Raw genomic sequence first — 24,134 nt, forward strand, 5'->3', positions numbered from 1 at the left:
AGGGCAGTAGGGCAGTAGGGCAGTAGGGCAGTAGGGCAGTAGGGCAGTAGGGCAGGACACTCCAGGCAATTCACATACTGCCTTACTGCCCTATTCCCTTACTCCCCTACATTTTGTCGATCACCGACTGCACGCCCTCGGTCGGAGCATCGACGGACGATCCTGCCACCATGATGGCGGCGACGATCGCTTCGGGGTCGTCGACGACCAGCGGCTTGACCCGCTGTGCGGTGTGGATGAAGCCTTCGGCGGCCATGTGATCGAGCAGCGCCAGCATCGGATCCCAAAATCCTTTGACATTGCCGAAGACGATCGGCTTGCGATGATGGCCAAGCTGTCCCCAGGTCATGATCTCGACGATCTCCTCGACCGTGCCGATCCCGCCCGGCAGCGCCACAAAGGCGTCGGATTTCTCGAACATCCTGTGCTTGCGCTCGTGCATGTTGTCGGTGATCAAGAGTTCATCGAGCCGGTCAAGCGCGGTTTCGCTCGCTTCCTTGTTGATCAGGAAGCGCGGAATGATGCCCGTTACCTTGCCGCCGGCCTTGAGCGCGCCTTCGGCGACAGCGCCCATGATGCCTTTGGTGCCGCCGCCATAGACCAGCCGCAGTCCCGCTTTGGCAATCGAGCGTCCGAGCAGGTGTCCGGCCTTGATATAGGTTTCATCGCGGCCCGGAGACGAGCCGCAATAGACGCAGACGGATCGAATCGTGTTCATGCCGATGATTGGTGATTGGGTCTGAAAGCCGGGTCAAGCCCCAAGAGTTAACAAGTCCGGGCTTTTTCTTGTCGGTATTGATAAAACAGGCTAGACCGGCGTTAGGTGGCTAAGGGGTAGGGAAGTATGGCAATTAATCCACTGAAGGCGTTCCTGTTCGCGGCGGGTGGGACCGTCGCGGCCGCGGGAACCGCCTATGTATCGGGCGCACTCGACCCGTATCTCAATCCCATGCCGCCGGCGCAAGTGGCGGCGCAGACGCCGCCCGCAGCGCCAAAATCGGCCGACCCCGGCACCGAAGCGCGGCTGCCCGCCGCGGAGGTCCCTGCGGCTCCCGCCGCGGTGCCCCAGGCAACGGCACCGGCCGCACCGGCCGCGGACGCGGCGGCGCCGGCTGCGGCCGGTCCGGTCGCACCGTCCTTCGATGTCGTGCGCGTCGAAAGCAATGGCTCGATTGTCGTCGCCGGCAATGCGGCGCCCAACGCCAAGGTCGAGATCCTCAACGGCTCGACGGTGCTTGGCTCGACGGTCGCTGGTCCCGATGGCGCCTTCGTTATCATTCTCGACGATCCGCTGAAGCCCGGTGATTATACGATCGCGCTGCGCGCGACCACGGGCGATGTCGTAACGCCCTCGGTGCAGACCGCCGTGGTTTCGGTTCCCAAGGATGCGGCCGGCCAGGTGCTGGCCATGGTCGAGGAGCCGGGCAAGCCGGCCGAATTGCTGACCGTTCCCGCGCCCGCGGCAAAGCCGGCTGCTCAGGCCGCCGCGCCGGCTGTTCCCGCAGCCGCAGCGCCCGCAACTGCTCCGGCACCAGCCGCCCCAGCACCTGCCGTGGTGGAAGCAGCACCGGCTCCTGCAGCGCCGGCGACGCCGCCCGCTGCAGGCGTGACCGAGCCCAAGATCGTCGTCGAGGCGGTCGAGATCGACGGCAGCAAGATCTTTGTCGCCGGTCTCGCCGATGCCGGCCGCAAGGTGCGCGCCTATGCCAACGACATCCTGCTCGGTGATGCGCAAACGTCGACGGACGGTCATTTCCTGGTCGAGGCGACCCGCGACATTCCGGTCGGCAGCTACACAATCCGTGTCGACGGCCTCGATACCGACGGTGTGACAGTTGTGGCCCGCGCAGCCGTGCCGTTCGAGCGCGAGCCGGGCGAAGCGGTCGCCGCCGTGGCACCCTCTGCGCCGAAGCCCGTTCAGCCCAAGCCGGCCGCACCGGCCGCCGCCGAGGCGCCGGCCGCGGCCGAAACGGCTCCGGCCACGACGCCTGCTCCCGCCACCGACGCTCCGGCCGTTGTGGCGGAGGCGACGCCGCCTAACGATGTGCCCGAGACCGTGGCGCCCAAACTTGAACATGCCGACGGCGCCGTCATCATCCGCCGCAACGACACGCTGTGGCGGATTTCACGGCGCGTCTATGGCCATGGCGTGCGCTTCTCGACCATCTACCTCGCCAACCAGGACCAGATCAGCGATCCCGACCGCATCTGGCCGGGGCAGGTGTTCAAGGTCCCGGAAAAGTCGAAGGAAGGCGAAGCCGCCGACCTCAAGGCGATGGGCGAGCAGGCAACGACAGCGCCGGCCAAGACGCAGTAGGGTTGGCGATTGGCCAATCTCCCTCCTTGAGGGGAGGTGGCAGGCCAGAGGGGTCGTCGCGCGTGAAGCGCCGACCTTCTCTTTTCTCCAAACGACGTCGCGTCAGGACGCACCGACCCCCTCTGTCACCTTTGGTGACATCTCCCCCTCAAGGGGGGAGATTAGGTCGCTCTACCCATCGGGGTAGCTTGCCGCAGACCTGCTCATCGTCTATCGCCGATGGACGATGACTGAATCCCTTATGGAAACAAACGCACCTGGCTGCACCCCGGACAGCCGAGCCGTTGCCACCCGGCTGGCAGCACTTTCGCACCCGGCTCGGATCGAAATCCTGAAATACTTGTCCGCAAGCAACTCCTGCTACTGCCGCGAAGTCGTCGATCGGTTCGATCTGGCGCAGTCCACCGTGTCACAACATCTGAAAATACTGGTCGAAGCCGGGCTGGTTCGCTTCGAGCCCGATCGCCAGCGTTCGCGCTATGCGATCGACCGTGCCGCGCTCGCCGATGTTTCTGCATCGGTGGCCGCCCTCGTCAATTCCTGCTGCTGCGGCCGCTGAAAATAAGAAGAAGGCGCCAAAAATGGCCGAAAAAACCGTCTCCGACTCCTCGACCTTCAAGACGCTGCTCAATTTGTGGCCCTATATGTGGCCGGCGGACCGCGCCGATCTGAGAGCCCGGGTCACCTGGGCGACGCTGTTGCTCGTCGTCGCCAAGCTGACGCTGGTCGCCGGTCCTTATTTCTTCAAATGGGCAACGGACGCGCTGGCCGGCGACTCCAAATCGGTACCACCGCTGCCGACATTTCTGCTGGCGCCGGTCATGCTGGTCGTCGCCTACAATGTCGTGCGCCTGGTGCAGCTTGGCTTCAATCAGCTGCGCGACGCGCTGTTTGCCCGCGTCGGCCAATACGCGGTGCGCCAGCTCGCCTTCCGCACCTTCGTTCACATGCACCAACTATCGCTGCGCTTCCACTTGGAGCGTCGCACCGGCGGCCTGTCGCGCATCATCGAGCGCGGCACCAAGGGCATCGAGACGATCGTGCGCTTCATCATGCTCAACACCGCGCCGACCATCCTCGAATTCGCGCTGACCACCGGCATCTTCGCCTACACCTATGGCTGGAAATATGTGGTCGTCGTCGCGGTCACCGTCTGGGTCTATGTCTGGTTCACGGTGCGCGCCAGCGACTGGCGCATCTCGATCCGCCGCGACATGAACGACAGCGACACCGACGCCAATACCAAGGCGATCGACTCGCTGCTCAATTACGAGACGGTCAAATATTTCAACAACGAAAGCATGGAAGCCGAGCGCTTCGACCGCTCCATGGCACGCTACGAGGTCGCCGCGACGCGCATCTGGACCTCGCTCGGCTGGCTGAATTTCGGCCAGGGCATCATCTTCGGCCTCGGCACCGTCATCGTCATGTGCATGTCGGCGCTTGAAGTGCAGGCCGGCACGCAGACGGTCGGTGACTTCGTCTTCATCAACGCCATGCTGATGCAGCTGTCGGTGCCGCTCAATTTCATCGGCTTCATCTACCGCGAAATCCGCCAGGGGCTGACCGACATCGAGCAGATGTTCGACCTTCTGGATGTGCCGCAGGAGATCGTCGACAAGCCGGATGCCAGGCCGCTCGCCGTGAGCGCCGGCAAGGTCGAGTTCCGCGACGTGCATTTTTCCTATGACCCGAACCGCAAGATCCTGAAGGGCATCAGCTTCGAGGTGCCGGCCGGCAAGACCGTCGCCATTGTCGGGCCTTCGGGTGCCGGCAAATCGACCATCTCGCGGCTTCTGTTCCGCTTTTACGACGTTCAGTCCGGCCAGGTGCTGATCGACGGCCAGGATATCAGGGACGTGACGCAGGAGAGCCTGCGTGGCGCGATCGGCATGGTGCCGCAGGACACGGTGCTGTTCAACGACACCATCGCCTACAACATCCGCTACGGCCGCATCGGAGCCAGCGAGGAGGACATGCAGAAAGCCGCTGAACTAGCCCAGATCGGTCCGTTCATCGAGCGATTGCCTGACGGCTACAAGTCGATGGTCGGCGAACGCGGGCTGAAGCTTTCGGGCGGCGAAAAGCAGCGCGTGGCGATCGCCCGCACCATCCTGAAGGCGCCGCCGATCCTGATGCTCGACGAAGCGACCTCGGCGCTCGACAGTCACACCGAGCAGGAGATCCAGGCCGCGCTCGATCTGGTCAGCCGTGGCCGCACCACCATCGTCATCGCCCACCGCCTGTCGACGGTCATCACGGCCGATGAGATCATCGTGCTGCAGGACGGCCAGATCGCCGAGCGCGGCACCCATGCCGAGCTGATGCGCAAGCATGGCCTCTATGCCTCGATGTGGGACCGCCAGCGCGAGGCGACCGAAGCCGAAGAGCGCCTACGCATCGCCCGCGAGGGCGACGAGCTTGGCGTTGTCGTTCGTCGGCGAACGTCGGAGGTGAATTGAAAGTTCGGCGCATGACCTGATTTTTGCGCTTGACCTCAACATAAGTTGAGATTGTAGGCCGTTCCTGGAGCCCAAAAACACCATGATCCAGGAACGGAGAAATCGAAATGAGCAAGACAAATCAGAGCGTTGACGGCCGCAGCGTGTTCAGGGTGGACAAATTCGTTGTGCCTGCCGCCGCCCGCGAGGAGATACTCGCCAAGGTCAGGACAACGCATGAATTGCTGCGCCTGCAACAGGGCTTTGTGCAGGATTTCCTGCTTGAGCAATTCTCAGGGCCGGGCGAATTCAACCTTGTGACCATCGTCGAATGGGAAAGCCAGGCAGCCATCGACAACGTCGTGCCGATCGTCAAGGCCGCGCACGAGCGCATCGCTTTCAACCCGCACGAGACGATCGCCCGGCTCGGCGTGCGCGCCGACATCGCCAACTATCAGCGGGTTCCGGGGCTTTAGAAAAGCCGTTACGGCCAACCGATGCCAGGTGCCGGCGCTTCGACTTTGAGCACCTGGCCGGTACGGGCTTCAGAACGTCTTGGGATTTGGGATCATGGACGGGCAACCTTTTCCCGCGCCTTGAACCGTCGGTGTCCCGAATTCTGCCGACAACGACACTGACCGGGCAAGCGGATCGCGACCCCTGCCGGCGCACCCAATACGGCATTCCCTATTGTTGCGTTGCGGCGAGGGGGGCTTTCGGCTATTGAGGCCCCACCTGAAACGGAGCCCGTTTACACCCGATGAGCCTTGTCGATACGGTCAAGAACGCATTCGTACCGATCCATCGCGAAGGCTATCCCTTCATCGCGGCCTTTGGCGCGGCGACGCTTTTCCTCGGCTATTTCTCCTCGATCCTGTTCTGGATCGGTCTGATCCTGACGGCTTGGTGCGTCTATTTCTTCCGCGATCCCGAGCGCGTCACGCCGGTCGATGACCGCCTGGTGGTCAGCCCCGCCGACGGCATCATCTCGGCGGTCGGACCCGCCGTGCCGCCGCGCGAACTCGGCCTCGGCAATGCAGAGATGACCCGGATCTCGGTGTTCATGAACGTCTTCTCCTGCCACGTGAACCGCGCCCCGGTGCGCGGCCGTATTGCGAAAATCGAGCACCGGCCGGGCAAATTCCTCAATGCCGAACTCGACAAGGCAAGCACCGAGAACGAGCGCAACGGCCTGGTCATCGAGAGCCCCAACGGCACGGTCGCGGCCGTCCAGATCGCCGGCCTGGTGGCGCGCCGCATCGTCTGCTGGGCCGAGGCCGGCGGCTCAATCGGCACTGGCGAGCGTTTTGGCCTGATCCGCTTCGGCTCGCGTGTCGATGTGTTCCTGCCCCTGACCGCCACGCCGCGCGTTGCCGTCGGCCAGACGGCGGTTGGCGGCGAAACCGTGCTGGCTGAATTCGGCGGTGTTGCCGGCACGCCTCTTGTTCGGGTTTCCTGACCGGTGGGCACGCAATACAAAAAGTTCGAGGCCCATGCCAGCGGCGGTCCGCGCATCCGCGAAATCCCGATGCGCATGTTGCTGCCCAATCTGGTCACCGTGCTCGCCATCTGCGCCGGCCTGTCCGGCATCCGCTTCGGCTTCGAAGGCCGCTTCGAGCCGGCGGTGGTGATGGTGCTGCTTGCCGCCTTCCTCGACGGCATCGACGGCCGCCTGGCGCGGATGTTGAAGGCGACCTCCAAATTCGGCGCTCAGATGGATTCGCTGGCCGACATCGTCAATTTCGGCGTTGCCCCGGCTCTGGTGCTCTATGCCTTCCTGCTCGACCGCGCCGGCTCGCCGGGCTGGATCGCGGCACTGCTGTTCGCCATCGCGTGCGGGTTGCGCCTCGCCCGTTTCAACGTGCTCGACGACGAGAAGGGCGATCGCCCCATATGGCAGTCCGAATATTTCGTCGGCGTGCCGGCGCCGGCGGGCGCCGTGCTGGTGATGCTGCCGCTCTATCTCTATTTCCTGCGCACAGGGCTGGAGCCCAGTCGCCCCGCCGCCTTCGTCGCCACCGGCTTCACCATCCTGGTCGCCTTCCTGCTGGTCAGCCGGCTGCCGGTCTATTCCGGCAAGACCCTAAGGATCCCGGGCGACAGGGTGTTGCCGATCATCCTCGGTGTCGTACTCTACGTGCTCCTGCTGATGACCTATCCTTGGTACACGCTGACCGCCTCGGTCGCCGGCTACCTGATCTTCCTGCCATTCAGCGTGCGCGCCTATTCGAAGCGCGCCAAGCGCGAGGGCGAGAAAGTGCCGCCCTCCGATATAGGTTAGAAAATTCGCAGAAGTGCTTGATCCAACTCAGGCCGCGACGCCGAGCCCCAGCCTGTCGATCGCCAATTTCCTCGTCGACACATAGTCGGTCTTGCCGGAACCCAGCACCGGGATTTCCTCCACCTTGACGATGTCGTTCGGCACCATCAGTTCGGCGGCGCCCGCCTGTTTGCCGAATTTGCGCAACTCGTCGGGATTGGCATCGTCGGCGGTGGTGACCAGCACGATGCGCTCGCCGCGTCTCTTGTCCGGCACCGCCACAGCCGCGTGGCGCTCCTCCGGCCACAGCGACTGCACCAGCATCTCGACCGCCCCCAGCGACACCATCTCGCCGGCGATCTTGGCGAAGCGCTTGGCGCGGCCGCGAATGGTGATGAAGCCCTCGCGGTCGACGGCGACGATGTCGCCGGTATCGTGCCAGCCGGTCAGCGGCTGCAACTCACCGGGGCGGTCCGACGTCATGTAGCCCATCATCAGGTTCGGTCCGTCGAGCCACAATTGGCCGGCGTCGGAGATGCCCTCGACCGGCTCCAGCTTCATGCGCATGGCAGGCAGCAGCCGGCCGACCGTGCCATCGCGGCCATGGATTGCCGTGTTGACGGCAACCACCGGTGCCGCCTCGGTCAGCCCGAAACCTTCGATGATCTCGGCCTGGAAGCGCTCGCGATAGACGCGGCGGGTTTCCGGCTTCACCGCCTCGGCGCCGGCGACGACGAAGCGAAGGCTGGAAAAATCGCCGTCCTTGGCGGTGCGCGCGTAGTTGGCGAGGAACGTGTCGGTGCCGAACATGATGGTCGGTTTCACCTTGCGCGCAACCTCGGGGATGATCTTGTAGTGCAGCGGCGAGGGGTAGAGGAACAGCTTTACCCCGGTGACCAGCGGCAGGATGGTGCCGCCCGTCAGGCCGAAGGAGTGGAACACCGGCAGCACGTTGAGCAGGATGTCGGCCGGCGAGATGGTGATCCGCGCCTCGGCCTGCATGGCGTTGGCGTACAGGTTCTTGTGCGACAGCACGACCGCCTTCGGCGTGCCTTCCGAGCCCGAGGTAAACAGAATCACGGCCGGCTTCGCCGCATCCTGCCGCTGCAGCGGCCAGCGCCACAGCAGAGCGGCGGCAAGCTTGTCCAGCGCGGTAACGCTCTCCCGCACATCCTCCAGCCACAGCAGCTTGGCGCCGCCTTTTTCGACCGCCGCGACGATATCGGCCAGATCGGCCTTCTCGACGAAGGCGCGGGAGGAAATCACGGTCCTTATCACCGCCGTGCGCACGGCCGCGGTGACGCTCGCCGGTCCGGCCGTATAGTTGATCATCGCCGCCACCCGGCCGGCCGACAGAAGGCCGGTGAGCGACAGCACGACGCCGTTGGCATTGGGCAGCATCACGCCGACCGCCTCGCCCGGAGCCGTCACCGCCTCAAAGCGCCTGCCCAGGACGCGGGCGCCGATGAACAGCTTGCGGTAGCTCAGCGCCCCGGAGATCACGTCCTCGATGATGGTATGCGAAGCGCCGACGCGGTCGGCGGCATCGCGCATGGCCAGGAACAGGCCACGATCGAGGTTGGTGCCGAAGAGCCGCGCCTCGGCGACACGGTCGAACAGCGCGTTGGTGTTCGAGGCCTGATCGGGGTTGCGCGCCACCAGTTCGGCGATGGTCATAGGTTCCAGCACGCTGATCGACAGCTGCGGAAACCAGTGTCGTGGCGCCTTGTCCGCGGGTGTCAGCGACACGGGCAGGCCGCGCGCGCCGCCGACGAAGATCGGCACGATCTTGGCATCGGCCTGCATGGCGATGCGGGTGACTGCACGAAACAGCCGAAACGTCTTGACATCAGGCTCGACCGCATCCGGCAGATAGACAGCGAGCCGGCCCTTGCCCTTCAGCACCCGCACCAACCGGCGGCTGACGAAGACATGTTCGGCGTTGAAGGCGATGGTACGGCCAAGCTCTCGCCAAGGTTCGAGCCACGGCGAGCGCGCCGAGACCTCATCGAGAATATGCAGCGTGTCTTCCGGCAGCAGCGACAGCATCAGCGCCGGTTCGAAGCGCGATTGATGCGAGATGACGTAGATGACTGGAGTCTGCGCCTTGCGGGCGATCCTGATACGGCTGTCGGCGATCCGGTAGGCGAGCTTGAACGGCACATAGAGCAGCGCCTGGGTAAAGCGCAGGCCGAGGCGGAATTTTTCCGCCACGCCGATCAGCAGCCAGGCCAGAACAAGACCCGCAAGCAGCGCCAGTGTCAGGATCATGCCGCGTCTCTCCCAACGTTCTTAGCATCTCGGCTCTTTGCGGCCGCTTCGGCCAGAACCTAGACGATGTGGGAGCAAGGTCAATGCGGAGCTTTTGCTTCCCTTGGTGCGGGAAGCTGCTTGTCATGCCGCCTGCAGCCGTCCACTGATGAAACGAAATTCCTGCGTCTTGCCGCCATAGCCGTAAGCGGCTGCCGGCACTTCATGTACGAAGGCGTAGCTCTCCTCGTGCACGCCGCCCAGCAGACGGCCGAAGGCCGCGAAAATCGCCTTCAGATAGGCCTCCAGCTCAAGCTTGGTGTTGGTGCCGTCGACCACCTTGATATCAAGCCAGAACGTGCTGGTGCCGTGCTCGGCCAGCGACTTGCCGCCGGCGAACCAGTGCTGCGGATCGACATAGGACACGGTAACTGCCGTGATCGTCGGGTCCTTGCGCAGCTGCGTCGCGGTGATTTCAGTGATCTCCTTTGCGATGCTGGCTGAAAGAGCCGCGTCGGGCTTGCCGGTGACGCTGATGTTGATGATGGGCATTTTTCTTCTCCTTGGCTTGAGCGGCGTCCGATTGCCGTTGAAACAGCCATGCCACCATCTTTAGATCAAAAAAATCGAATTGTTTTTAATTGAAGATTCGATAGCATCGAAGTATGGAAACCCTCGATCCCGATCTGCTCCGAACCTTCCTCGCTTTCGTCGACAGCGGCTCACTGGCCCAGGCGGCTGCAAGCATCGGCCGTTCGCCCTCGGCGGTGACCACCCAGATGCAGCGGCTGGAGGAAATCGTCGGTGAGCCGTTGCTGGCGCCGCAAGGGCGAGGGCGCGGCTTGACCCCTGCAGGCGAAGACCTCGTCGGCCACGCCAGGCGCATTCTTGCCGCCCATCGCGAGGCATGGCTGGCGCTGAAGGGCGCCCGGGCTGCCGGACGCGTCGCCATCGGCACGACGCAGGATTTCGCCGACAGCGGCCTGCCGGATCTGCTGCGTGCCTTCGCCGTCAGTCATCCGCGCGTCAGGATCGAACTGCGGGTCGGCCGTTCCGCCGAGCTGGCGCAGGCGCTGCAGTCTGGCGGCCTCGATCTGGCGATCGTCATGCGACAGGCAGCGGCGTTGGACGAGGTCGGCGTGCTGCGCGAGCCGATGATATGGCTGTGTTCGCAAAAAGGGCTGGCTTCGCGGCAGGAGGAACTGCCGCTGGCGCTGCTCGATCCGTATTGCGGTTTTCGCGAGGCAGCACTTGCCGCACTCGATGCTGCCGGCCGGCGCTACCGCATCGCTGCCGGCAGCGCCAGTCTGGCCGGCCTGCGCACGGCGGTGAACGCCGGTGTCGCGCTGACGCTGCGAACGGCTCGCTTTGCCCATTCCGGCATTGTCGAGGCGCCGCGCGAGCTTGGCCTGCCGCAGGTTCCAATGGCTGAGTTCGCCATCCGGTTGCGCGCTGGCTCCGATGGTCCGGCGGGCGATCTGGCGGCCCTTCTCAGCGGCAACCTTGCCTTGTCGGGCTGAATGCCCAAAGAAAAAGCCGACCTTACGGTCGGCTTGGAGTAGGACGGGCCGAGGGGTTTGGGGGGACTTGGGGATGGCCCGTCGCACCCATAATGCCTGACCCGGATGATGGTTCCGTGACTGTGTCACTTTTTTAAGGAATATTTGACGCCACGCGTTGCGGGCCGGCCATGCGTTGCGAGCGGGCCCTCAGCCAATCCCGCCCCGCATGGGCGAACACCGCGCACAAGACGATGACGCCGCCGATCATGCTGGCGGCTGGTGCAATCTCGCCCAGGAACAGGAAGGCAAACAGGATCGCGAACGGCACTTCGGCCGAGCCGAGCAGTCCGGATTCGGCCGGCGGGATGAGCCGCGCGCCCTCCGTCCACAGGATCGAGGACAACGCAAAGGACGCGCCGAACGTGGCGAGCAGAACGGCATCCCTTGCGAAACCGCCAGCGGATCGGTGACGAACCAGCCGAGCACGAACAGCAGGAACGCCGAAACCGCGCCGGCCCACACCACCGGCGTGTCGCGGAACGCGCGCACCATGATCATGTAGAGGCCGCTGCCGATGGTCATCAGCAGTGCCAGTCCGTCGCCGAACAGATTGCCGGTGCCGAAGCCGGACCAGACCATGATCGCCACGCCGCACAGCGACACGGCGGCGGCGACCATCGTCTGCAACCGGAAGGGTTCGCGCGTCAGAACCCAGGCCAGCAGCGCGGTGACGAAAGGTGCTGTGGCATAGATGACCGCGACATTGGCGACGAAGGTGAACTTGAACGCCGAGATGAAGGCGATGCTGGCCAGAGCTCCCTCTACCGCCAGCAGCCAGCCGCGCCAGCCAAGCCGCAGCTTCTCGCGGTTGCCGGAACGGTGACGCCGCCACAGCACATAGAAGCTGATCAGGATGGCGCCGACAAAGCCGCGCCAGCAGATGATGGTCAGCGGGTCGGCATGGATCGACTTGGTCAGCACGCCCGTCAGGCCGAACACTGCCGCCGATGACGACACCAGGATGATGCCGAGCGTACGCTCTGCCGCAGTGTCGATGGTAGCTGCAATCTCAGTCATGCTGCCAGCCTACGCCGCTTGGTCCTGACATCGTAGTGTCAGCAGTCATGGCCATGCACATTATAGCCGTTTGCGGAAATGCTCGGTGCCGACGATCAACAGGCCGGCGGCGACGATCAGCGCAGCGCCCAGGAACACCTCGCGGCGCGGCACGTCGCCCCAGATGGCAAAGCCGAGTGCGAATGCCCACAATAGCGAGGTGTATTCCAGCGGCGCGAGGACCGAAGCCGGTGTGCGCTTCATGCCTTCGAACAGAAGATATTGTGCCAGGCCGCCGAGTGCGCCGACGCTGGCAAGCAGCAGCAACTGAGCCCCGTCCGGTGTACGCCACAACAACAATGCCGGCACCGCCGAAAACAGCAGGAAATAGAAATTGTTGAGCAGGAGCTGGATCATCGAGCGCTCGGCAAGGGCGGTCTTGCGCAAGAGCACGATGGCGATGCCCCACAAGAAGGCCGCCGCCAGCACCAGCAGCACCGGCACGGACAGGCCGAGATGGGTCGGATCGCAAGCGACGAACACGCCGGCAAAGCCGATCAGCACCGCCAGCCAGCGCAGCATCGGCACCTTTTCGCCGAGCAGGAACACTGAAAGCACTGTGACGATGATCGGGGCCGCATAGTAGACGGTGGTCAGCTCGGCGAGCTGCAGGCTGCGCGCGGCGTTGTAGTAACAGAGCCACGCAGCAAGCGTGAAGGCACTGCGCACCAGCATCGGCCGCACGATCGGCGAGCGCATCGTGTCGGCAAACAACTGTCGTCCGCCGATCGCCGCGCACGCGCCCAGAATGGCAATGCTGCGGAAGAACATGATCTGCCAGACGCTCATGCCGACGACCAACAGCTTGATCGAAGCATCCTGTGTCGAAAACAGCAAATAGGCCGCACCGGTCAGCAGGATGCCTGCAAGCACCCGCTCGCGTGTTTCGAGAATGGCGATATCGGCCATAAGGCGCGTGGGACCAAATTGCCGGAGCGGCAGAATGCTGTGAGGAGCGACACGAGGAGCTGTGAATTCAGTTCCCTCGGCACCAAGCTATAAGGGCGAAAATCGCTGCGGCGCTACGCCAGCCCGCTGGTTATGTTGGGGCAGGGGTCCATGCCGAGCTGCACTGTCGCCAAGCCTACTGCGTCGCCTGGTAAAGCTCCGAAGCGGCTTCTTTCAGCGCGCGTCGGCCGTCGGACCTGAAATACATCATGTGCCCGCCCTCGACGACATCGAGGCGGATAGGCTTGGCATCGGCGAGCGATGGGATCTGGTTCACCAGGTAGCGCGAGGCGAGGTAAGGCGTGACCAGGTCGGTGTAGCCGTTGACGATCACGACACCAAGCGAAGGGTTCAGTGAGCGTGCGCGCTGCAGATCGTCCATCACTCCGGCATAGCCTTGCCGCGAGGCGCTGGTCCCGTAATCCCATTTGTGGCTGATTTCGCCATTGAGCAGCCGATAGCTGACATCGGTGCGGAAATTCAGCTCTTCGCGGATATAGCCGACGAACGCCGACGTCAGCGCCGGCACGCTGCGGTCGAGCACCGGATCCGGGCCGGCGGTGCGGGCGCTCTCAGGCGCGATGTCGGCTGTGCCGATCGTGGCGTCATAAGGGCTGAGCACCTTGCTGCTGGCGCGAGCGAATTCCCTTGCGAACAGGCCGGTGGGGATGCGAGCGGAGTTCCGTTGCACCAAATCGAGTGGCAGGCCGGTGATCTCAGCGACGCGCTGGCTCGCCAGCCGCCTGCCTTGATCCAGTCCGCTGGTGATTGCCGTAAGGTAATCGCCCATCGCATAATGTTCGACTTCGGCCAGCTTCTCCCGCAATGCATCGCCGCTGACGCCTTCGGTGCGTAGCCGCACCGCCGCCAGTGACGGCAGTTCGAGCGCCCAATGCAGCGGCTCGAATTCGTCGGGCTGCACCAGCGTGAACTCCAGCGCCGGCGAGATCAGCACGATGCCGTTCGGACTGATGCCAATATCTTCCTGCAATGTCCTGGCGAGCAGCGCCGCGCGGAACCCGCCATAGCTTTCGCCGGCGAGGAACAGCGGCGACCCGGTGCGGCCGTTCTGCGCGAGATAGAGCCGGATGAAGGCGCCAATCGAGCTGGCATCCTGGTTGACGCCCCAGAAATCGCGCGTGTCCTGCCCCGGTGCCTCGCGGCTGTAGCCGGTCCCCACCGGATCGACGAAGACGAGATCCGTCATGTCGAGCCAGCTGTCCGGATTGTCGATCAGTCTTTGCGGTGAGGGCAGGAGTTCGCCATCGGCTCCCGTCGCGATTATCCGTGGACCGAGTGCGCCGAGATGCAGATAGGCGGACGCTGCTCCAGGGCCGCCATTGAACACGAAGGTGATCGGCCGCTGCGGGTCTTTGGCCACGCTCGCCGGCGGCTCCAGCGTGTAGGCGACATAGAAGATCTCCGCCGTGACGTCGCCGTTGCCCGACAGCAGCGACAGGGTCGCTGCCTTTGCCTGGTAATCCAGCTTGCGCCCGGCCAGTGCGATCGAATGGTTGGTGGTCTGCGGCGGCGGCAGCAGGGACAGCACACCGCCCGCAGGTGCCGGCCGCTCCGCCGTTTCAGCCAGGACGGGCTGCGCCAGGACGGCAAGCATCGGCAGGATGAGGAAGATCAGTTTCAGCTTGACCAGCATGATGGCTCCGCGAGAACGACTCCCGCATAGGTATGGCCGAGAGGATCGAAGTCAAAGGAAATGGCTGTCTTGAACCTGCAACGGCTTGCGCTAATGTGAGCCGGAATGCAGTCGAACATCTCTCTCGATCGGTTTGGACACTGGAGCGGTGGTGTCGCCGCCGCGGCCATGGCTGCAACGCCCGAAGAATTGTCCGCTCGCTTCACAGCGGCGGCGAGCGGACTGCTTGGCTCCGACCGCGCCTATGTCGGCTTTTACCGTCGCGACATCACATCCCTGACCATCGACGATGCCGGCCCCGATCGCTGGAACCGCGACTACGATGCACGACTGTATCGCCAGGATCCCTTCTTCCAGAGGTTCGCCAGCACAAGACAGGATTTCCTGTTGCCGCTGTCGGCACTCCGCAATGGCGACTTCCAGCGTACCCCCTACTATCGCGAATTCTTCGGCCCTTCCGACAGTTTCGACGAGATCACCGGCGTGTTCAATCTCGACGGGCTGACCGCTGGCTATGTCACCTTCCTGCGGCGAAACGGGGCACCGGCCTTTGGCGATCAGGATCTGGAGATGGCTTGCGCGGCAAGCAGCGCGACAAGGCTCATTCTGCAAAGATTGCTTCATCTGTGCCGCTCCCGGGACAAGGGCGCCGCAATCGGTGACGGACGCTCGCGGCTGAGCAGGCGCGAGGCCGAGGTTGCGCGGCATCTGGTCGAGGGTGGCAACGCCAAGACGATTTCGCGAAGCCTCGCCGTCTCGCCCGGCACCGTCCGCAACCACATCAAGCAGATCTACCGCAAGCTCGGCGTGCACTCCCAGGTCGAGCTGCTGGCGGCCTTCCGCGAAGCCGCTTGAGCCTGACGGCTTCCGCCGGCTCTATTGCCCAGTCACGATGCGCGTCCACATGCGGTTTTGTGATCGCAGCAGCTTTGGGTCGTTGTTGTCGACCACGAACAGCTTGGCCTTCACGGCATCAGGCGGAAAGACGCCGGGATCGCTGGCTATCGCCTTGTCCATCAGCGGCAGGGATTCCGGTATCGCATTGGCATAGGAGACATAGCTGGAATTGGCCGCGGCGATATCGGGCCGCAGATTGAAGTTGATCCAGGCCTGGGCGTTGTCGGGATGCGGCGCATCTTTCGGCACCACCATCGTATCGAAGTTGATGAGCGTGCCTTCTCTGGGGATGGAATAGGCGATCTCCAGCTTCTTCACGGATTCCGCCGCACGGGTCCTTGCCTGAAGTATGTCGCCCGACCAGCCCAACACCACGCAGATGTCGCCGTTGGCGAGGTCGTTGATGTATTTCGACGAATGGAAATAGCGGATGTAGGGCCGCACCTTGCCCATCAGGTCCTCGACCTTGGCGAGGTCGTCGGGACTGGTCGATTTGGGGTCGATGTGAAGATAGTTCATCGCCATCGGGATGACTTCAGCCGGCGCATCGATCATGGCCACGCCGCAATCGGAGAGCTTCTTGACCACGTCCACGTCGAAGACCATGGCGAAGGAATCCGTCGGCGCGTCCGGCAGCCGCTGCTTCACCGCGGCGACGTTGTAGCCAATGCCGTCGGTGACGGCCATATAGGGCACGGCATGCAGGTTCTGCGGATCGGCGCCCGCGATCAGCGCCAAGGCCTGCGGATCGATCTTCGAATGGTTGGCAAGCTTCGATTTGTCGAGTTCCAGGAACGCCCCCGCCTTCACCTGGTTCTTCAGGAACGGATAGGCTGAGGGGTAGACCACGTCATATCCCGAGCCGCCGGTGAGCAGCTTGGTTTCAAGCACCTCGTTGCCGTCATAGACATCGTAGCGAACCTTGATGCCCGTCTCCTTCTCGAATTTCTCGGCGGTGTCCGGCGCGATGTAGTCGGACCAGTTGTAGACGTTGACGATCTTTTCCTCGTCAGCCGAAGCCGCGTTTGCGCAGATGCCGCAGGCAAGCAGGGTTGAGAAGATCAGAGCGCGCATAAATGTCCTCCGTGTCCGCTGTCTGTTTTCGGCATGCCCCGTCCCTCAACGGCGTTGCGGGGCATAGACCGGCAAGGTGATGCAGGCGACATTGCCGCCACCCAGCAGGATCTCGCGTGAGTTCTCGATGCCGACTATCTTGTGGTCGGGAAACAGCTCGGCCAGCGTCTGCTTGGCCTTCACATCGAGATCGCAGCCGAACTGCGGTACCACCACGACGCTGTTGCCCGGATAGTAGTTGATGTAGCTCGCCGCGATCCGGTTGCCGGCCGGTCGCGCCCAGGTCGAATCCAGCCGGTCCACGCTCTCGCTTTCTTCCGGCGTCATCTCGATCGGCAGGGGATGCGGCAGCCGGTGGATCTCCAGTGCGCGGCCACGCGCATCACGGGCCGAACGCAGCACCTCTTCGGCTTCTCGCACAATCTCGTATTGCGGGTCCTCCCGATTGTCGGTCCAGCTCAGCACGACCACGCCGGGACGCACGAAGCAGCAGACGTCATCGACATGGCCGTCGGTTTCGTCGAAGGCAAGGCCACGCGGCAGCCAGATGACGGTGTCGACACCGAGATAGTCGCCAAGCTGGCGCTCCACCTCGGCCTTGCCGAGATGAGCGTTGCGATTTCGGTTGAGCAGGCATTGCTCCGTCGTGATGAGGGTGCCCTGGCCGTCGCATTGCAACCCGCCGCCCTCGGCGATCAGCGGTGCGCGGTAGCGATCCATGTTCTCGATTTCGAGCACTTTTTGCGCTGCCAGATCATCGAGGTCCCATGGCGCGTAGAGGCCGCCGTCAAAACCGCCATAGGCGTTGAAGATCCAATCGACGCCACGCACGCCGCCTTGATCGTTGACGACGAAATTGGGACCGCTGTCGCGCAGCCAGGAATCGTTGGTGGACATCTCCACGACGCGCACATGGCCGGGCAATCGCGCTCGGGCATTCTGCCACTGGCGAGCGGAGGCCGCCACCGTCACTGGCTCGCTTTGCGCGATCGCCGCGGCGACATCCACGAACAGCTTTTGCGCGGGCTTGGCGCCGAGGCGCCAGGTGTCCGGCCGCTCCGGCCAGATCAGCCAGCAGCCTGACTTTGGTTCGAATTCGCCGGGCGCGCGAAACCCATCCTGTTTCGGCCTTGTCGAGAGGGTACGGGGCATCTTGGGACCGCCGGGAAATGGAGTGATGACTTGCCCGGATCAGACGTTTTTGGGACCTTGTCCGTCAATGTCCCATTTGGGATATCGGTGTTGACCGCTGTCTCCTGTTGCGGAACGGCATTGCCTTGCCACGGTGATCGGCGCAAATCTCGACCGGACGGCGTATGCCGGTGACGCAAGCAGTCGACGAAAGGGGAAAGCGGATGGATGCGACCGAACTGAAGGCCATGCAGGCGCCGCTGAAGCAGGCCTACCGTGACGATGCTTCGCAGGCTCTGATCACGCTTCGCGCCAAGGGCTCGATCGATGACCAGTCGGTTGCCTGCAAGGTGGAGACGGGCAGGGCGCTCGCCATCGCCGGCTTGCATCCGGCAACAGGCGGCTCAGGGCTTGAACTCTGCTCGGGCGACATGCTGCTGGAGGCCTTGGTCGCCTGCGCCGGGGTGACGCTCAAGGCGGTGGCGACGGCGCTCGAGTTCAAGCTCGGCGCCGCCACGGTGGAGGCCGAAGGCGATCTCGATTTTCGCGGCACGCTCGGTGTCGCCAAGGATGCACCGGTCGGCTTTCGCGCCATCCGGCTCAATTTCAACCTCGACACCGCTGAGCCGCAGGAGCGGGTAGACTCGCTTCTGAAGCTGACCGAGCGTTATTGCGTGGTATTCCAGACCATCAGCCAGAAGCCCGAGCTGACGGTGAGCGCACGCCGCTGATGCTTACTGCGCCGACGGTTCTTCGGCGTCGCCCTCGTCAGTGAAGGGCGAGGCGCTCGGCACGCATTGCACCGACCAGCCGGCCGGTGTCGGCTGCTTCTGATATTCGGTGATGGCGGCGGTGCACTGTTCGCGTTTGTCGAAGGTGCTGGGCAGCACGACCATGCCGCCTTGCGGGCCGGCGATTACCAGATACCAGACCAACGCTGCTGCGGTCGTAGCCATGGGGATTTCCTTGTTCTGCCAGTTGGGCGCTGTTGTGGGAGTCGCTGTGACCCTACCAACTCCATGGAAATGACGAAAGCCTGACCGCCGCACAGCTTCCCGCCGTCACATCACAGCCGCGTGATGTGACGGGGGTTTCCAGCCCGATTTCGAAGCGCAATCGGCTCAGTTGGTGGCAAAACAATAGAACAAGCCATCGCCCCCGGTGCCCTTGAGCGCCTCCTGGCTGCAGCCGCCGCGCGAGGCGTGCGAGGAATTCCAGGATTTGGCCGCTGCCGAATCGTCGAGACCGGCGCGGTCATGATGGCCCATCATCGCGGCGCCTTCCGCCCCGCTCATCGTCCAGTCGCCGCAGGTCTGGTCGGCGATCTTGGTGCCGTCGGGCTTGGAGCCGGTCAGCACGTCGTGGCGGTTGGGCGTGTCGCCGCGGCCGTTGACCGCTTCGCCTTTCTCGTTGAGCGCTGTCTGTTTGGTGATGCCGTTGGCATCGCTGTGCAACGAGGCGACATCGTCGGCGATCTTGACGCCCTTTGCGTTCACCCATGGCCCCTTGCCGATGCGGTCGCGGGCGTCGGTGTCGCTGGTCGACAGATAGGCGGCCCAACTTTTGCCGGTGACGCCGGCGGCTTCCGCCAGCGACGCGCAATGCGCGTCGGCGCCCTTGAGGCCGCCGAGGTCGGCACCCTTGCCGGAACCGACACTGGTGACGAAGAAGCTCATCTTGGCATCTTGCGAGTAAGCGGCGCCCGCGGCTGCGATCAGGGTGGCGGCGGTGGCGAGAAGCAGTTTACGCATGTCGGTCCTCCGGTTGGTCTTCGACGGGTTACATCAGAAGAAACGTTGCCGGAGGCCTGTTTAATCCCTACGCATGTCGCCTAAAAGTATGCAACGGTTTTTGGAAAACCGACATGCGTCAAAAAAGGCTCAAGTTTTATTCCGGCTGGCGATAGGCGACGAACCGATTGTGCTTGGCCTGAAAGATCAATCCGGTCTCTTTCAGGTCCGGGCTGGCCAGCGGCACGATGCGTCTGGCGATCTCGGAGGGATGCGGCAACGTCTCGGGATCTTCGCCCGGCACTGCTTGGGCACGCATGGCGGTGCGGGTGGCGCCGGGGTCGGCGGCATTGACCCGGAGCGGCAGGCTCTGCGTCTCATGCGCCCAGGAGCGCATCATCGTCTCCACCGCGGCCTTGGACGCCGCGTAGGGTGCCCAGAAGGCACGCGCCGAGTGCGCTGCGTTGGAAGACAGGATGATCGCTCGTCCAGCGTCGGAGAGCCGCAGCAGGGGGTCGACGGAGCGGATCAGCCGCCAGGTCGAGGTGACGTTGATGGTCATCACCTTCTCGAAGGTTTTTGCTTCGACATGACCGATCGGCGAGATGACGCCGAGCACGCCGGCATTGGCGACGAGAATGTCGAGCTTGCCCCAGCGTTCGTGGATGGCGCCGCCCAGGCGGTCGATGCCGGCCATGTCGGCGAGGTCGAGCGGCACCAGTGTCGCCTGGCCGCCGGCCGCTTTGATCTGGTCGTCGAGCTCTTCCAGTCCTCCGACAGTGCGCGCCACCGCAATGACATGCGCGCCGGCGGCAGCCAATTCCTTGGCAATGAAATAGCCGATGCCGCGCGAGGCGCCGGTGACGACCGCAACGCGGCCGGAAAGGTCGAGGGTCATGCGATGGATTCCGGGAATTTGACTAACGCTGATGGCGGTCCGGCCTACGTCCCGCTCGTCGCCAGCAGCGACAGCGTGCGCACATTGTCGTGACCTTCGAAGTCGAGCAGGCGGGTTGGATACTGGCCGGTGAAGCAGGCATCGCAGAATTGCGGCTGGTCGTTGTCGCGGCTGGCCTCGCCGACCGCGCGGTAGAGCCCGTCAATGGTGAGGAAGCCGAGCGAATCGACGCGAATGAACTCGGCCATCTCCTCGATCGACATGCGCGATGCCAGGAGCTTCGATTTCTCCGGCGTGTCGACACCGTAGAAACAGGAGGCGCGTGTCGGCGGTGAGGCGATGCGCATATGCACCTCCTTGGCGCCGGCGTCGCGCACCATCTGCACGATCTTCTGGCTGGTGGTGCCGCGCACGATGCTGTCGTCGACCAGCACCACGCGCTTGCCCTCGATCATGCGGCGGTTGGCATTGTGCTTCAGCTTGACGCCCATGTGGCGGATCGAATCGCCCGGCTGAATGAAGGTGCGGCCGACATAATGATTGCGGATGATGCCGAGCTCGAAGGGAATGCCTGCGGCCTGGCTGAAGCCGATCGCCGCCGGCGTGCCCGAATCCGGCACCGGCACGACGATGTCCGCCTCGACCGGGCTTTCAACCGCCAGCTCGGCGCCGATGCGCTTGCGCACCTCATAGACGTTGCGGCCTTCCACCGAGGAATCCGGCCGCGCGAAATAGACATATTCGAAGATGCAGAAGCGGGTCTTCTGCGGCTCGAAGGGGAACAGGCTCTCGATGCCCTTGGACGTGACGACGACCATCTCGCCGGGCTTCAGGTCGCGAACGAAACGCGCGCCGATGATGTCGAGCGCGCACGTTTCGGAGGCCAGGATCCAGGCGCCGTCGAGATCGCCGAGCACCAGCGGCCGGATGCCGAGCGGATCGCGGCAACCGATCATCTTCTTGGCCGTCATCGCCACCAGCGAGAAAGCGCCCTCGACCTGCCGCACCGCATCGATGAAACGCGAGTTGAGGTCGCGCTCCTTGCTGGTGGCGACGAGGTGCAAAAGCGTCTCGGTGTCGGAGGTGGAGGAGAAGATCGCGCCTTGCTTCTGCAGCGCGCGCTGCACGGTCATGGCGTTGGTCAGATTGCCGTTGTGGGCGACGGCGAAGCCGCCATCGGCCAATTCGGCGAAAAAGGGCTGGATGTTGCGCATGCCGGCGCCGCCGGTGGTGGCGTAGCGCGTATGGCCGATGGCGCGGTTGCCTTGCAGGCTGTCGATGACGCGCTGCTTGGTGAAGGTGTCGCCGATCAGGCCGACATGGCGTTCGACATGGAACTGGCTGCCGTCATAGGAAACGATGCCTGCCGCTTCCTGGCCACGATGCTGCAGCGCATGCAGGCCCAGTGTGACGATGGCTGCCGCGTCCTGCCGGCCGAAAATGCCGAACACACCGCATTCGTCGTGGAAATGGTCGTCGGCCTCGGCGGAAAGCACGTCGTCTGCGTCTGCCATCTTAAGCTCCGCTAAAATCGCCATATAATGCGGGTTCGCGCCGAAAGCAACGCGGGCCGGGCGGTCGTTCACACTATCGTCAGATCCTGACGCCGTTTTCGGCGTCAGTTTGCCGGTGCCGGAGCGTTGTTGGCCGGAGGTGTTGCGTCATTGTCGTCAGGCGCCGGCGTGTTGGCATCGTCGCCGCCCGCCGGAGCATCCGCAGCCGGTGCGTCCGGAGCAGCTGGTGTCTCGGCGGCCGGCTGATTCGGATTGAGTTTCTTGAGAATGGCGTTTTCCGGATCCTCGGGCAGCAGGCTTTCGAGCTTGGCGCCGATCTGCTCGAGCAGCGGTCGCGACTTGGCCTCTGTGACCCAGGCCGGTGCCTTGGCGCCAGCCAGCCAGTTGAAGAACAGCAGGGCGACGGCGACGACCAGGATGCCGCGCGCGGCGCCGTAGAGGAAACCCAGTGTACGGTCGAGCGCGCCGATTCGGGAATCGATGATCCAGTCGGCGAGCTTCATGGTGATGACCGAGACGACGATCAGCGCGACGATGAAGACGACGCCAGCGGCGGCCGCCATGGCGATCTTTTCATTCTCGATGTAGGGCGCGAGGTAAGGCACAACCGGCTTGTAGAAGAAGAACGCCGCCGCTGCCGCCGCTGCCCAGGAGACGACGGACAGGACTTCGCGCGAAAAGCCGCGAACCATGGCGAGCATCGCCGAGACCAGAGTGAAGCCGACGAGAATTCCGTCAAGCAGCGTAATCGGCATGTCTTTCGCCCCACTCCATGAGCCGCATTATAGCGCGGAACATCGGGCTCTGGGTCCGATGCTCTAATCTTCTTCGTCCACGCGGCTTCGGCGTGAGCCGGCTATGCGTGCCACGAGGTCGGCAAGCTCGGTCGGCTGGAAAGAACCGGCCCCGATCCCCCCTGCCAGTTCCCCGCTGCCCGAGGGCAGAACCGCGCTTCCAAAACCCAGCTTTTCGGCTTCCTTGAGGCGCTGTTGCGCATGCGCAACCGGCCTCACGGCGCCCGAAAGGCTGATTTCGCCGAAATAGACGCAATCGGCGGGAAGGGCAAGACCGGTGAGCGAGGAAACCAGGGCGGCCGCCACTGCCAGATCGGCCGCGGGCTCCGAAATCCGGTAGCCTCCGGCGACATTGAGATAGACATCGTGGCTGCCGAATCGCACCCCGCAATGGGCTTCGAGAACCGCCAGGATCATCGACAGTCGGGCGCCGTCCCAGCCGACGACGGCGCGGCGCGGCGTGCCGAGCGAGGAGGGTGCGACCAGTGCCTGGATCTCGACCAGCACCGGCCTTGTCCCCTCCATGCCGGCGAAAACCGCGGCCCCGGGCGATTTTGCATGGCGCTCGCCAAGGAAAAGCTCGGACGGATTGGCGACCTCGCGCAGGCCCTTGTCCGACATTTCGAAGACGCCGATCTCGTCGGTCGGGCCAAAACGGTTTTTCACCGTGCGCAGGATGCGGTAATGGTGGCCGCCTTCGCCTTCGAAGTAGAGCACGGCGTCGACCATATGCTCGACGACACGCGGCCCGGCGATCTGGCCTTCCTTGGTGACATGGCCGACCAGCACGATCGCAGCACCCGTGGATTTCGCGTAGCGGATCATCGCCTGGGCGGCGGCGCGCACCTGGGTAACGGTGCCCGGCGCCGAATCGGCAAGGTCGGTCCACAGCGTCTGGATCGAATCCAGGATGACGAGATCAGGCCGCTTGCCGTCGGCGATCGTCGCCAGGATGTCCTCGACATTGGTCTCGGCGGCAAGTTCCACCGGAGAGGAGGCGACGCCAAGCCGCTGCGCCCGCAGCCTGATCTGCGCGACCGCCTCTTCGCCCGAGACATAGACGATGCGGTGTCCTTTTGACGCCAGTGCCGCGGCCGCCTGGGTAAGCAGCGTCGACTTGCCGATGCCGGGATCGCCACCGACCAGCAGCGCCGAACCGCGCACGAAACCACCGCCGGTGGCGCGATCGAGTTCGCCGATGCCCGAGATGATGCGTGGCGCGTCCTCGATATCGCCGGACAGCGTGGTCAGCACCACCGCGCGTCCCTTGCGGGCGTTGCGCGTGTTGGCTGGTCCTGAGCCGATGCCGCCGGACGTGCCTTCCTCGACCAGCGTGTTCCACTCGCCACAGGCATCGCATTTGCCGGCCCAGCGCTGATGCACCGATCCGCAACTCTGGCAGATGAATTGGACCCGGGATTTGGCCATTAGAGGAACGCCACGTGGTGACAGGCTGGCGGGGCAGCGCCCCCCTCTGGCCTGCCGGCCATCTCCCCCTCGAGGGGGGAGATTTGCAGCTTCAGCCCTTGCGCCTTCTTTTCAACGCCAAAAATTGGCGAAAGGATCGATGACATCCAATCTCCCCCCTGGAGGGGGAGATGTCCGGCA

22 protein-coding genes and 1 pseudogene are annotated in these 24,134 nt (G+C 64.0%); 9 read left to right on the forward strand and 14 right to left on the reverse strand.

Annotation, left to right across the window (positions count from 1 at the left end; translation table 11 throughout):
* Nucleotides 1-106: 106 nt before the first annotated feature.
* Nucleotides 107-718: a TIGR00730 family Rossman fold protein gene (locus EOB49_RS09010; protein WP_127380766.1), complete on the reverse strand. Its 612-nt coding sequence runs from the start codon at nt 716-718 to the stop codon at nt 107-109.
* 126 nt (nt 719-844) lie between these two features.
* Between EOB49_RS09010 and EOB49_RS09015 the strand changes: the two genes are divergently transcribed.
* The 6 genes from EOB49_RS09015 (at nt 845) to EOB49_RS09040 (ending at nt 7,039) form a co-directional block, all read left to right on the forward strand.
* The gene (locus EOB49_RS09015; protein WP_127380767.1) at nt 845-2,317 is read left to right on the forward strand and encodes a LysM peptidoglycan-binding domain-containing protein; all 1,473 of its coding nucleotides are present in this window, start codon (nt 845-847) and stop codon (nt 2,315-2,317) included.
* 226 nt (nt 2,318-2,543) lie between these two features.
* A complete protein-coding gene (locus EOB49_RS09020; RefSeq protein ID WP_127380768.1) occupies nt 2,544-2,876 on the forward strand; it encodes a metalloregulator ArsR/SmtB family transcription factor in 333 nt (110 codons plus the stop codon).
* 22 nt (nt 2,877-2,898) lie between these two features.
* Nucleotides 2,899-4,779, forward strand: a complete 1,881-nt coding sequence (locus tag EOB49_RS09025) for an ABC transporter ATP-binding protein/permease (protein ID WP_127268239.1) — start codon at nt 2,899-2,901, stop codon at nt 4,777-4,779.
* Nucleotides 4,780-4,886: 107 nt separating this feature from the next.
* The gene (locus EOB49_RS09030; RefSeq protein ID WP_127268238.1) at nt 4,887-5,234 is read left to right on the forward strand and encodes an antibiotic biosynthesis monooxygenase; all 348 of its coding nucleotides are present in this window, start codon (nt 4,887-4,889) and stop codon (nt 5,232-5,234) included.
* A gap of 284 nt (nt 5,235-5,518) precedes the next feature.
* Nucleotides 5,519-6,217 carry a phosphatidylserine decarboxylase gene (locus EOB49_RS09035; RefSeq protein ID WP_127268237.1) on the forward strand — a complete coding sequence of 233 codons (699 nt, stop codon included), beginning with the start codon at nt 5,519-5,521 and terminating at the stop codon, nt 6,215-6,217.
* A gap of 75 nt (nt 6,218-6,292) precedes the next feature.
* Nucleotides 6,293-7,039, forward strand: coding sequence for a phosphatidylcholine/phosphatidylserine synthase (locus EOB49_RS09040; RefSeq protein WP_245472600.1), 747 nt, complete (start codon nt 6,293-6,295; stop codon nt 7,037-7,039).
* A 27-nt stretch (nt 7,040-7,066) separates the two neighbouring features.
* Here the strand turns inward: EOB49_RS09040 and EOB49_RS09045 are convergent, their stop codons facing one another.
* Together EOB49_RS09045 and EOB49_RS09050 are read right to left on the reverse strand one after the other, a co-directional pair.
* Nucleotides 7,067-9,289 carry an AMP-binding protein gene (locus EOB49_RS09045; protein ID WP_127380770.1) on the reverse strand — a complete coding sequence of 741 codons (2,223 nt, stop codon included), beginning with the start codon at nt 9,287-9,289 and terminating at the stop codon, nt 7,067-7,069.
* A gap of 123 nt (nt 9,290-9,412) precedes the next feature.
* Complete coding sequence (locus EOB49_RS09050; RefSeq protein WP_127380771.1) at nt 9,413-9,820, reverse strand: 4-oxalocrotonate tautomerase family protein; 408 nt, start codon at nt 9,818-9,820, stop codon at nt 9,413-9,415.
* A gap of 113 nt (nt 9,821-9,933) precedes the next feature.
* Between EOB49_RS09050 and EOB49_RS09055 the strand changes: the two genes are divergently transcribed.
* A complete protein-coding gene (locus tag EOB49_RS09055) occupies nt 9,934-10,788 on the forward strand; it encodes a LysR substrate-binding domain-containing protein (RefSeq protein ID WP_127380772.1) in 855 nt (284 codons plus the stop codon).
* A gap of 133 nt (nt 10,789-10,921) precedes the next feature.
* On the opposite strand, the pseudogene EOB49_RS09060 reads toward EOB49_RS09055, so the two are convergent.
* The 3 genes and pseudogenes from EOB49_RS09060 to EOB49_RS09070 form a co-directional block, all read right to left on the reverse strand.
* Nucleotides 10,922-11,847 (reverse strand): annotated as a pseudogene (locus tag EOB49_RS09060) (DMT family transporter).
* Nucleotides 11,848-11,907: 60 nt separating this feature from the next.
* A complete protein-coding gene (locus EOB49_RS09065) occupies nt 11,908-12,795 on the reverse strand; it encodes a DMT family transporter (protein WP_127321134.1) in 888 nt (295 codons plus the stop codon).
* A gap of 175 nt (nt 12,796-12,970) precedes the next feature.
* Nucleotides 12,971-14,488: an alpha/beta hydrolase gene (locus EOB49_RS09070; RefSeq protein ID WP_127380773.1), complete on the reverse strand. Its 1,518-nt coding sequence runs from the start codon at nt 14,486-14,488 to the stop codon at nt 12,971-12,973.
* A 105-nt stretch (nt 14,489-14,593) separates the two neighbouring features.
* Here EOB49_RS09070 and EOB49_RS09075 point away from each other — a divergent pair, with 105 nt between their 5' ends.
* Nucleotides 14,594-15,343, forward strand: a complete 750-nt coding sequence (locus tag EOB49_RS09075) for a helix-turn-helix transcriptional regulator (RefSeq protein WP_127321132.1) — start codon at nt 14,594-14,596, stop codon at nt 15,341-15,343.
* 21 nt (nt 15,344-15,364) lie between these two features.
* On the opposite strand, the gene EOB49_RS09080 is transcribed toward EOB49_RS09075, so the two are convergent.
* Together EOB49_RS09080 and aguA are read right to left on the reverse strand one after the other, a co-directional pair.
* On the reverse strand, nt 15,365-16,459 hold the full coding sequence (locus tag EOB49_RS09080; protein WP_127321131.1) for a polyamine ABC transporter substrate-binding protein: 1,095 nt from the start codon (nt 16,457-16,459) through the stop codon (nt 15,365-15,367).
* A 45-nt stretch (nt 16,460-16,504) separates the two neighbouring features.
* Nucleotides 16,505-17,611 (reverse strand): agmatine deiminase, encoded by a 1,107-nt coding sequence (gene aguA, locus EOB49_RS09085; RefSeq protein ID WP_127321130.1) that lies wholly within the window; start codon nt 17,609-17,611, stop codon nt 16,505-16,507.
* A gap of 203 nt (nt 17,612-17,814) precedes the next feature.
* Here aguA and EOB49_RS09090 point away from each other — a divergent pair, with 203 nt between their 5' ends.
* Nucleotides 17,815-18,321, forward strand: a complete 507-nt coding sequence (locus tag EOB49_RS09090) for an OsmC family protein (RefSeq protein WP_127269953.1) — start codon at nt 17,815-17,817, stop codon at nt 18,319-18,321.
* A gap of 3 nt (nt 18,322-18,324) precedes the next feature.
* On the opposite strand, the gene EOB49_RS09095 is transcribed toward EOB49_RS09090, so the two are convergent.
* From EOB49_RS09095 to radA, 6 genes are all read right to left on the reverse strand, one after another.
* Nucleotides 18,325-18,546 (reverse strand): hypothetical protein, encoded by a 222-nt coding sequence (locus tag EOB49_RS09095; protein WP_013532531.1) that lies wholly within the window; start codon nt 18,544-18,546, stop codon nt 18,325-18,327.
* 165 nt (nt 18,547-18,711) lie between these two features.
* Nucleotides 18,712-19,341 (reverse strand): hypothetical protein, encoded by a 630-nt coding sequence (locus EOB49_RS09100; RefSeq protein ID WP_127380774.1) that lies wholly within the window; start codon nt 19,339-19,341, stop codon nt 18,712-18,714.
* Nucleotides 19,342-19,477: 136 nt separating this feature from the next.
* Nucleotides 19,478-20,218, reverse strand: coding sequence for an SDR family NAD(P)-dependent oxidoreductase (locus EOB49_RS09105; protein ID WP_127380775.1), 741 nt, complete (start codon nt 20,216-20,218; stop codon nt 19,478-19,480).
* A gap of 44 nt (nt 20,219-20,262) precedes the next feature.
* Nucleotides 20,263-21,732 carry an amidophosphoribosyltransferase gene (gene purF, locus EOB49_RS09110; RefSeq protein WP_013532528.1) on the reverse strand — a complete coding sequence of 490 codons (1,470 nt, stop codon included), beginning with the start codon at nt 21,730-21,732 and terminating at the stop codon, nt 20,263-20,265.
* Nucleotides 21,733-21,836: 104 nt separating this feature from the next.
* Nucleotides 21,837-22,487: a CvpA family protein gene (locus EOB49_RS09115; RefSeq protein ID WP_127380776.1), complete on the reverse strand. Its 651-nt coding sequence runs from the start codon at nt 22,485-22,487 to the stop codon at nt 21,837-21,839.
* 63 nt (nt 22,488-22,550) lie between these two features.
* A complete protein-coding gene (gene radA / locus EOB49_RS09120; RefSeq protein ID WP_013532526.1) occupies nt 22,551-23,954 on the reverse strand; it encodes a DNA repair protein RadA in 1,404 nt (467 codons plus the stop codon).
* Nucleotides 23,955-24,134: the final 180 nt, after the last annotated feature.

It is taken from the genome of Mesorhizobium sp. M7A.F.Ca.MR.148.00.0.0 (genome assembly GCF_003997735.1).
In the GTDB taxonomy this organism is placed as follows: domain Bacteria; phylum Pseudomonadota; class Alphaproteobacteria; order Rhizobiales; family Rhizobiaceae; genus Mesorhizobium.

Coding starts and splice junctions, on each gene's coding strand:
- EOB49_RS09010 (WP_127380766.1), bottom strand. CDS start 718: ATGAACACGATTCGATCCGTCTGCGTCTATTGCGGCTCGTCTCCGGGC.
- EOB49_RS09015 (WP_127380767.1), top strand. CDS start 845: ATGGCAATTAATCCACTGAAGGCGTTCCTGTTCGCGGCGGGTGGGACC.
- EOB49_RS09020 (WP_127380768.1), top strand. CDS start 2,544: ATGACTGAATCCCTTATGGAAACAAACGCACCTGGCTGCACCCCGGAC.
- EOB49_RS09025 (WP_127268239.1), top strand. CDS start 2,899: ATGGCCGAAAAAACCGTCTCCGACTCCTCGACCTTCAAGACGCTGCTC.
- EOB49_RS09030 (WP_127268238.1), top strand. CDS start 4,887: ATGAGCAAGACAAATCAGAGCGTTGACGGCCGCAGCGTGTTCAGGGTG.
- EOB49_RS09035 (WP_127268237.1), top strand. CDS start 5,519: ATGAGCCTTGTCGATACGGTCAAGAACGCATTCGTACCGATCCATCGC.
- EOB49_RS09040 (WP_245472600.1), top strand. CDS start 6,293: ATGTTGCTGCCCAATCTGGTCACCGTGCTCGCCATCTGCGCCGGCCTG.
- EOB49_RS09045 (WP_127380770.1), bottom strand. CDS start 9,289: ATGATCCTGACACTGGCGCTGCTTGCGGGTCTTGTTCTGGCCTGGCTG.
- EOB49_RS09050 (WP_127380771.1), bottom strand. CDS start 9,820: ATGCCCATCATCAACATCAGCGTCACCGGCAAGCCCGACGCGGCTCTT.
- EOB49_RS09055 (WP_127380772.1), top strand. CDS start 9,934: ATGGAAACCCTCGATCCCGATCTGCTCCGAACCTTCCTCGCTTTCGTC.
- EOB49_RS09065 (WP_127321134.1), bottom strand. CDS start 12,795: ATGGCCGATATCGCCATTCTCGAAACACGCGAGCGGGTGCTTGCAGGC.
- EOB49_RS09070 (WP_127380773.1), bottom strand. CDS start 14,488: ATGCTGGTCAAGCTGAAACTGATCTTCCTCATCCTGCCGATGCTTGCC.
- EOB49_RS09075 (WP_127321132.1), top strand. CDS start 14,594: ATGCAGTCGAACATCTCTCTCGATCGGTTTGGACACTGGAGCGGTGGT.
- EOB49_RS09080 (WP_127321131.1), bottom strand. CDS start 16,459: ATGCGCGCTCTGATCTTCTCAACCCTGCTTGCCTGCGGCATCTGCGCA.
- aguA (WP_127321130.1), bottom strand. CDS start 17,611: ATGCCCCGTACCCTCTCGACAAGGCCGAAACAGGATGGGTTTCGCGCG.
- EOB49_RS09090 (WP_127269953.1), top strand. CDS start 17,815: ATGGATGCGACCGAACTGAAGGCCATGCAGGCGCCGCTGAAGCAGGCC.
- EOB49_RS09095 (WP_013532531.1), bottom strand. CDS start 18,546: ATGGCTACGACCGCAGCAGCGTTGGTCTGGTATCTGGTAATCGCCGGC.
- EOB49_RS09100 (WP_127380774.1), bottom strand. CDS start 19,341: ATGCGTAAACTGCTTCTCGCCACCGCCGCCACCCTGATCGCAGCCGCG.
- EOB49_RS09105 (WP_127380775.1), bottom strand. CDS start 20,218: ATGACCCTCGACCTTTCCGGCCGCGTTGCGGTCGTCACCGGCGCCTCG.
- purF (WP_013532528.1), bottom strand. CDS start 21,732: ATGGCAGACGCAGACGACGTGCTTTCCGCCGAGGCCGACGACCATTTC.
- EOB49_RS09115 (WP_127380776.1), bottom strand. CDS start 22,487: ATGCCGATTACGCTGCTTGACGGAATTCTCGTCGGCTTCACTCTGGTC.
- radA (WP_013532526.1), bottom strand. CDS start 23,954: ATGGCCAAATCCCGGGTCCAATTCATCTGCCAGAGTTGCGGATCGGTG.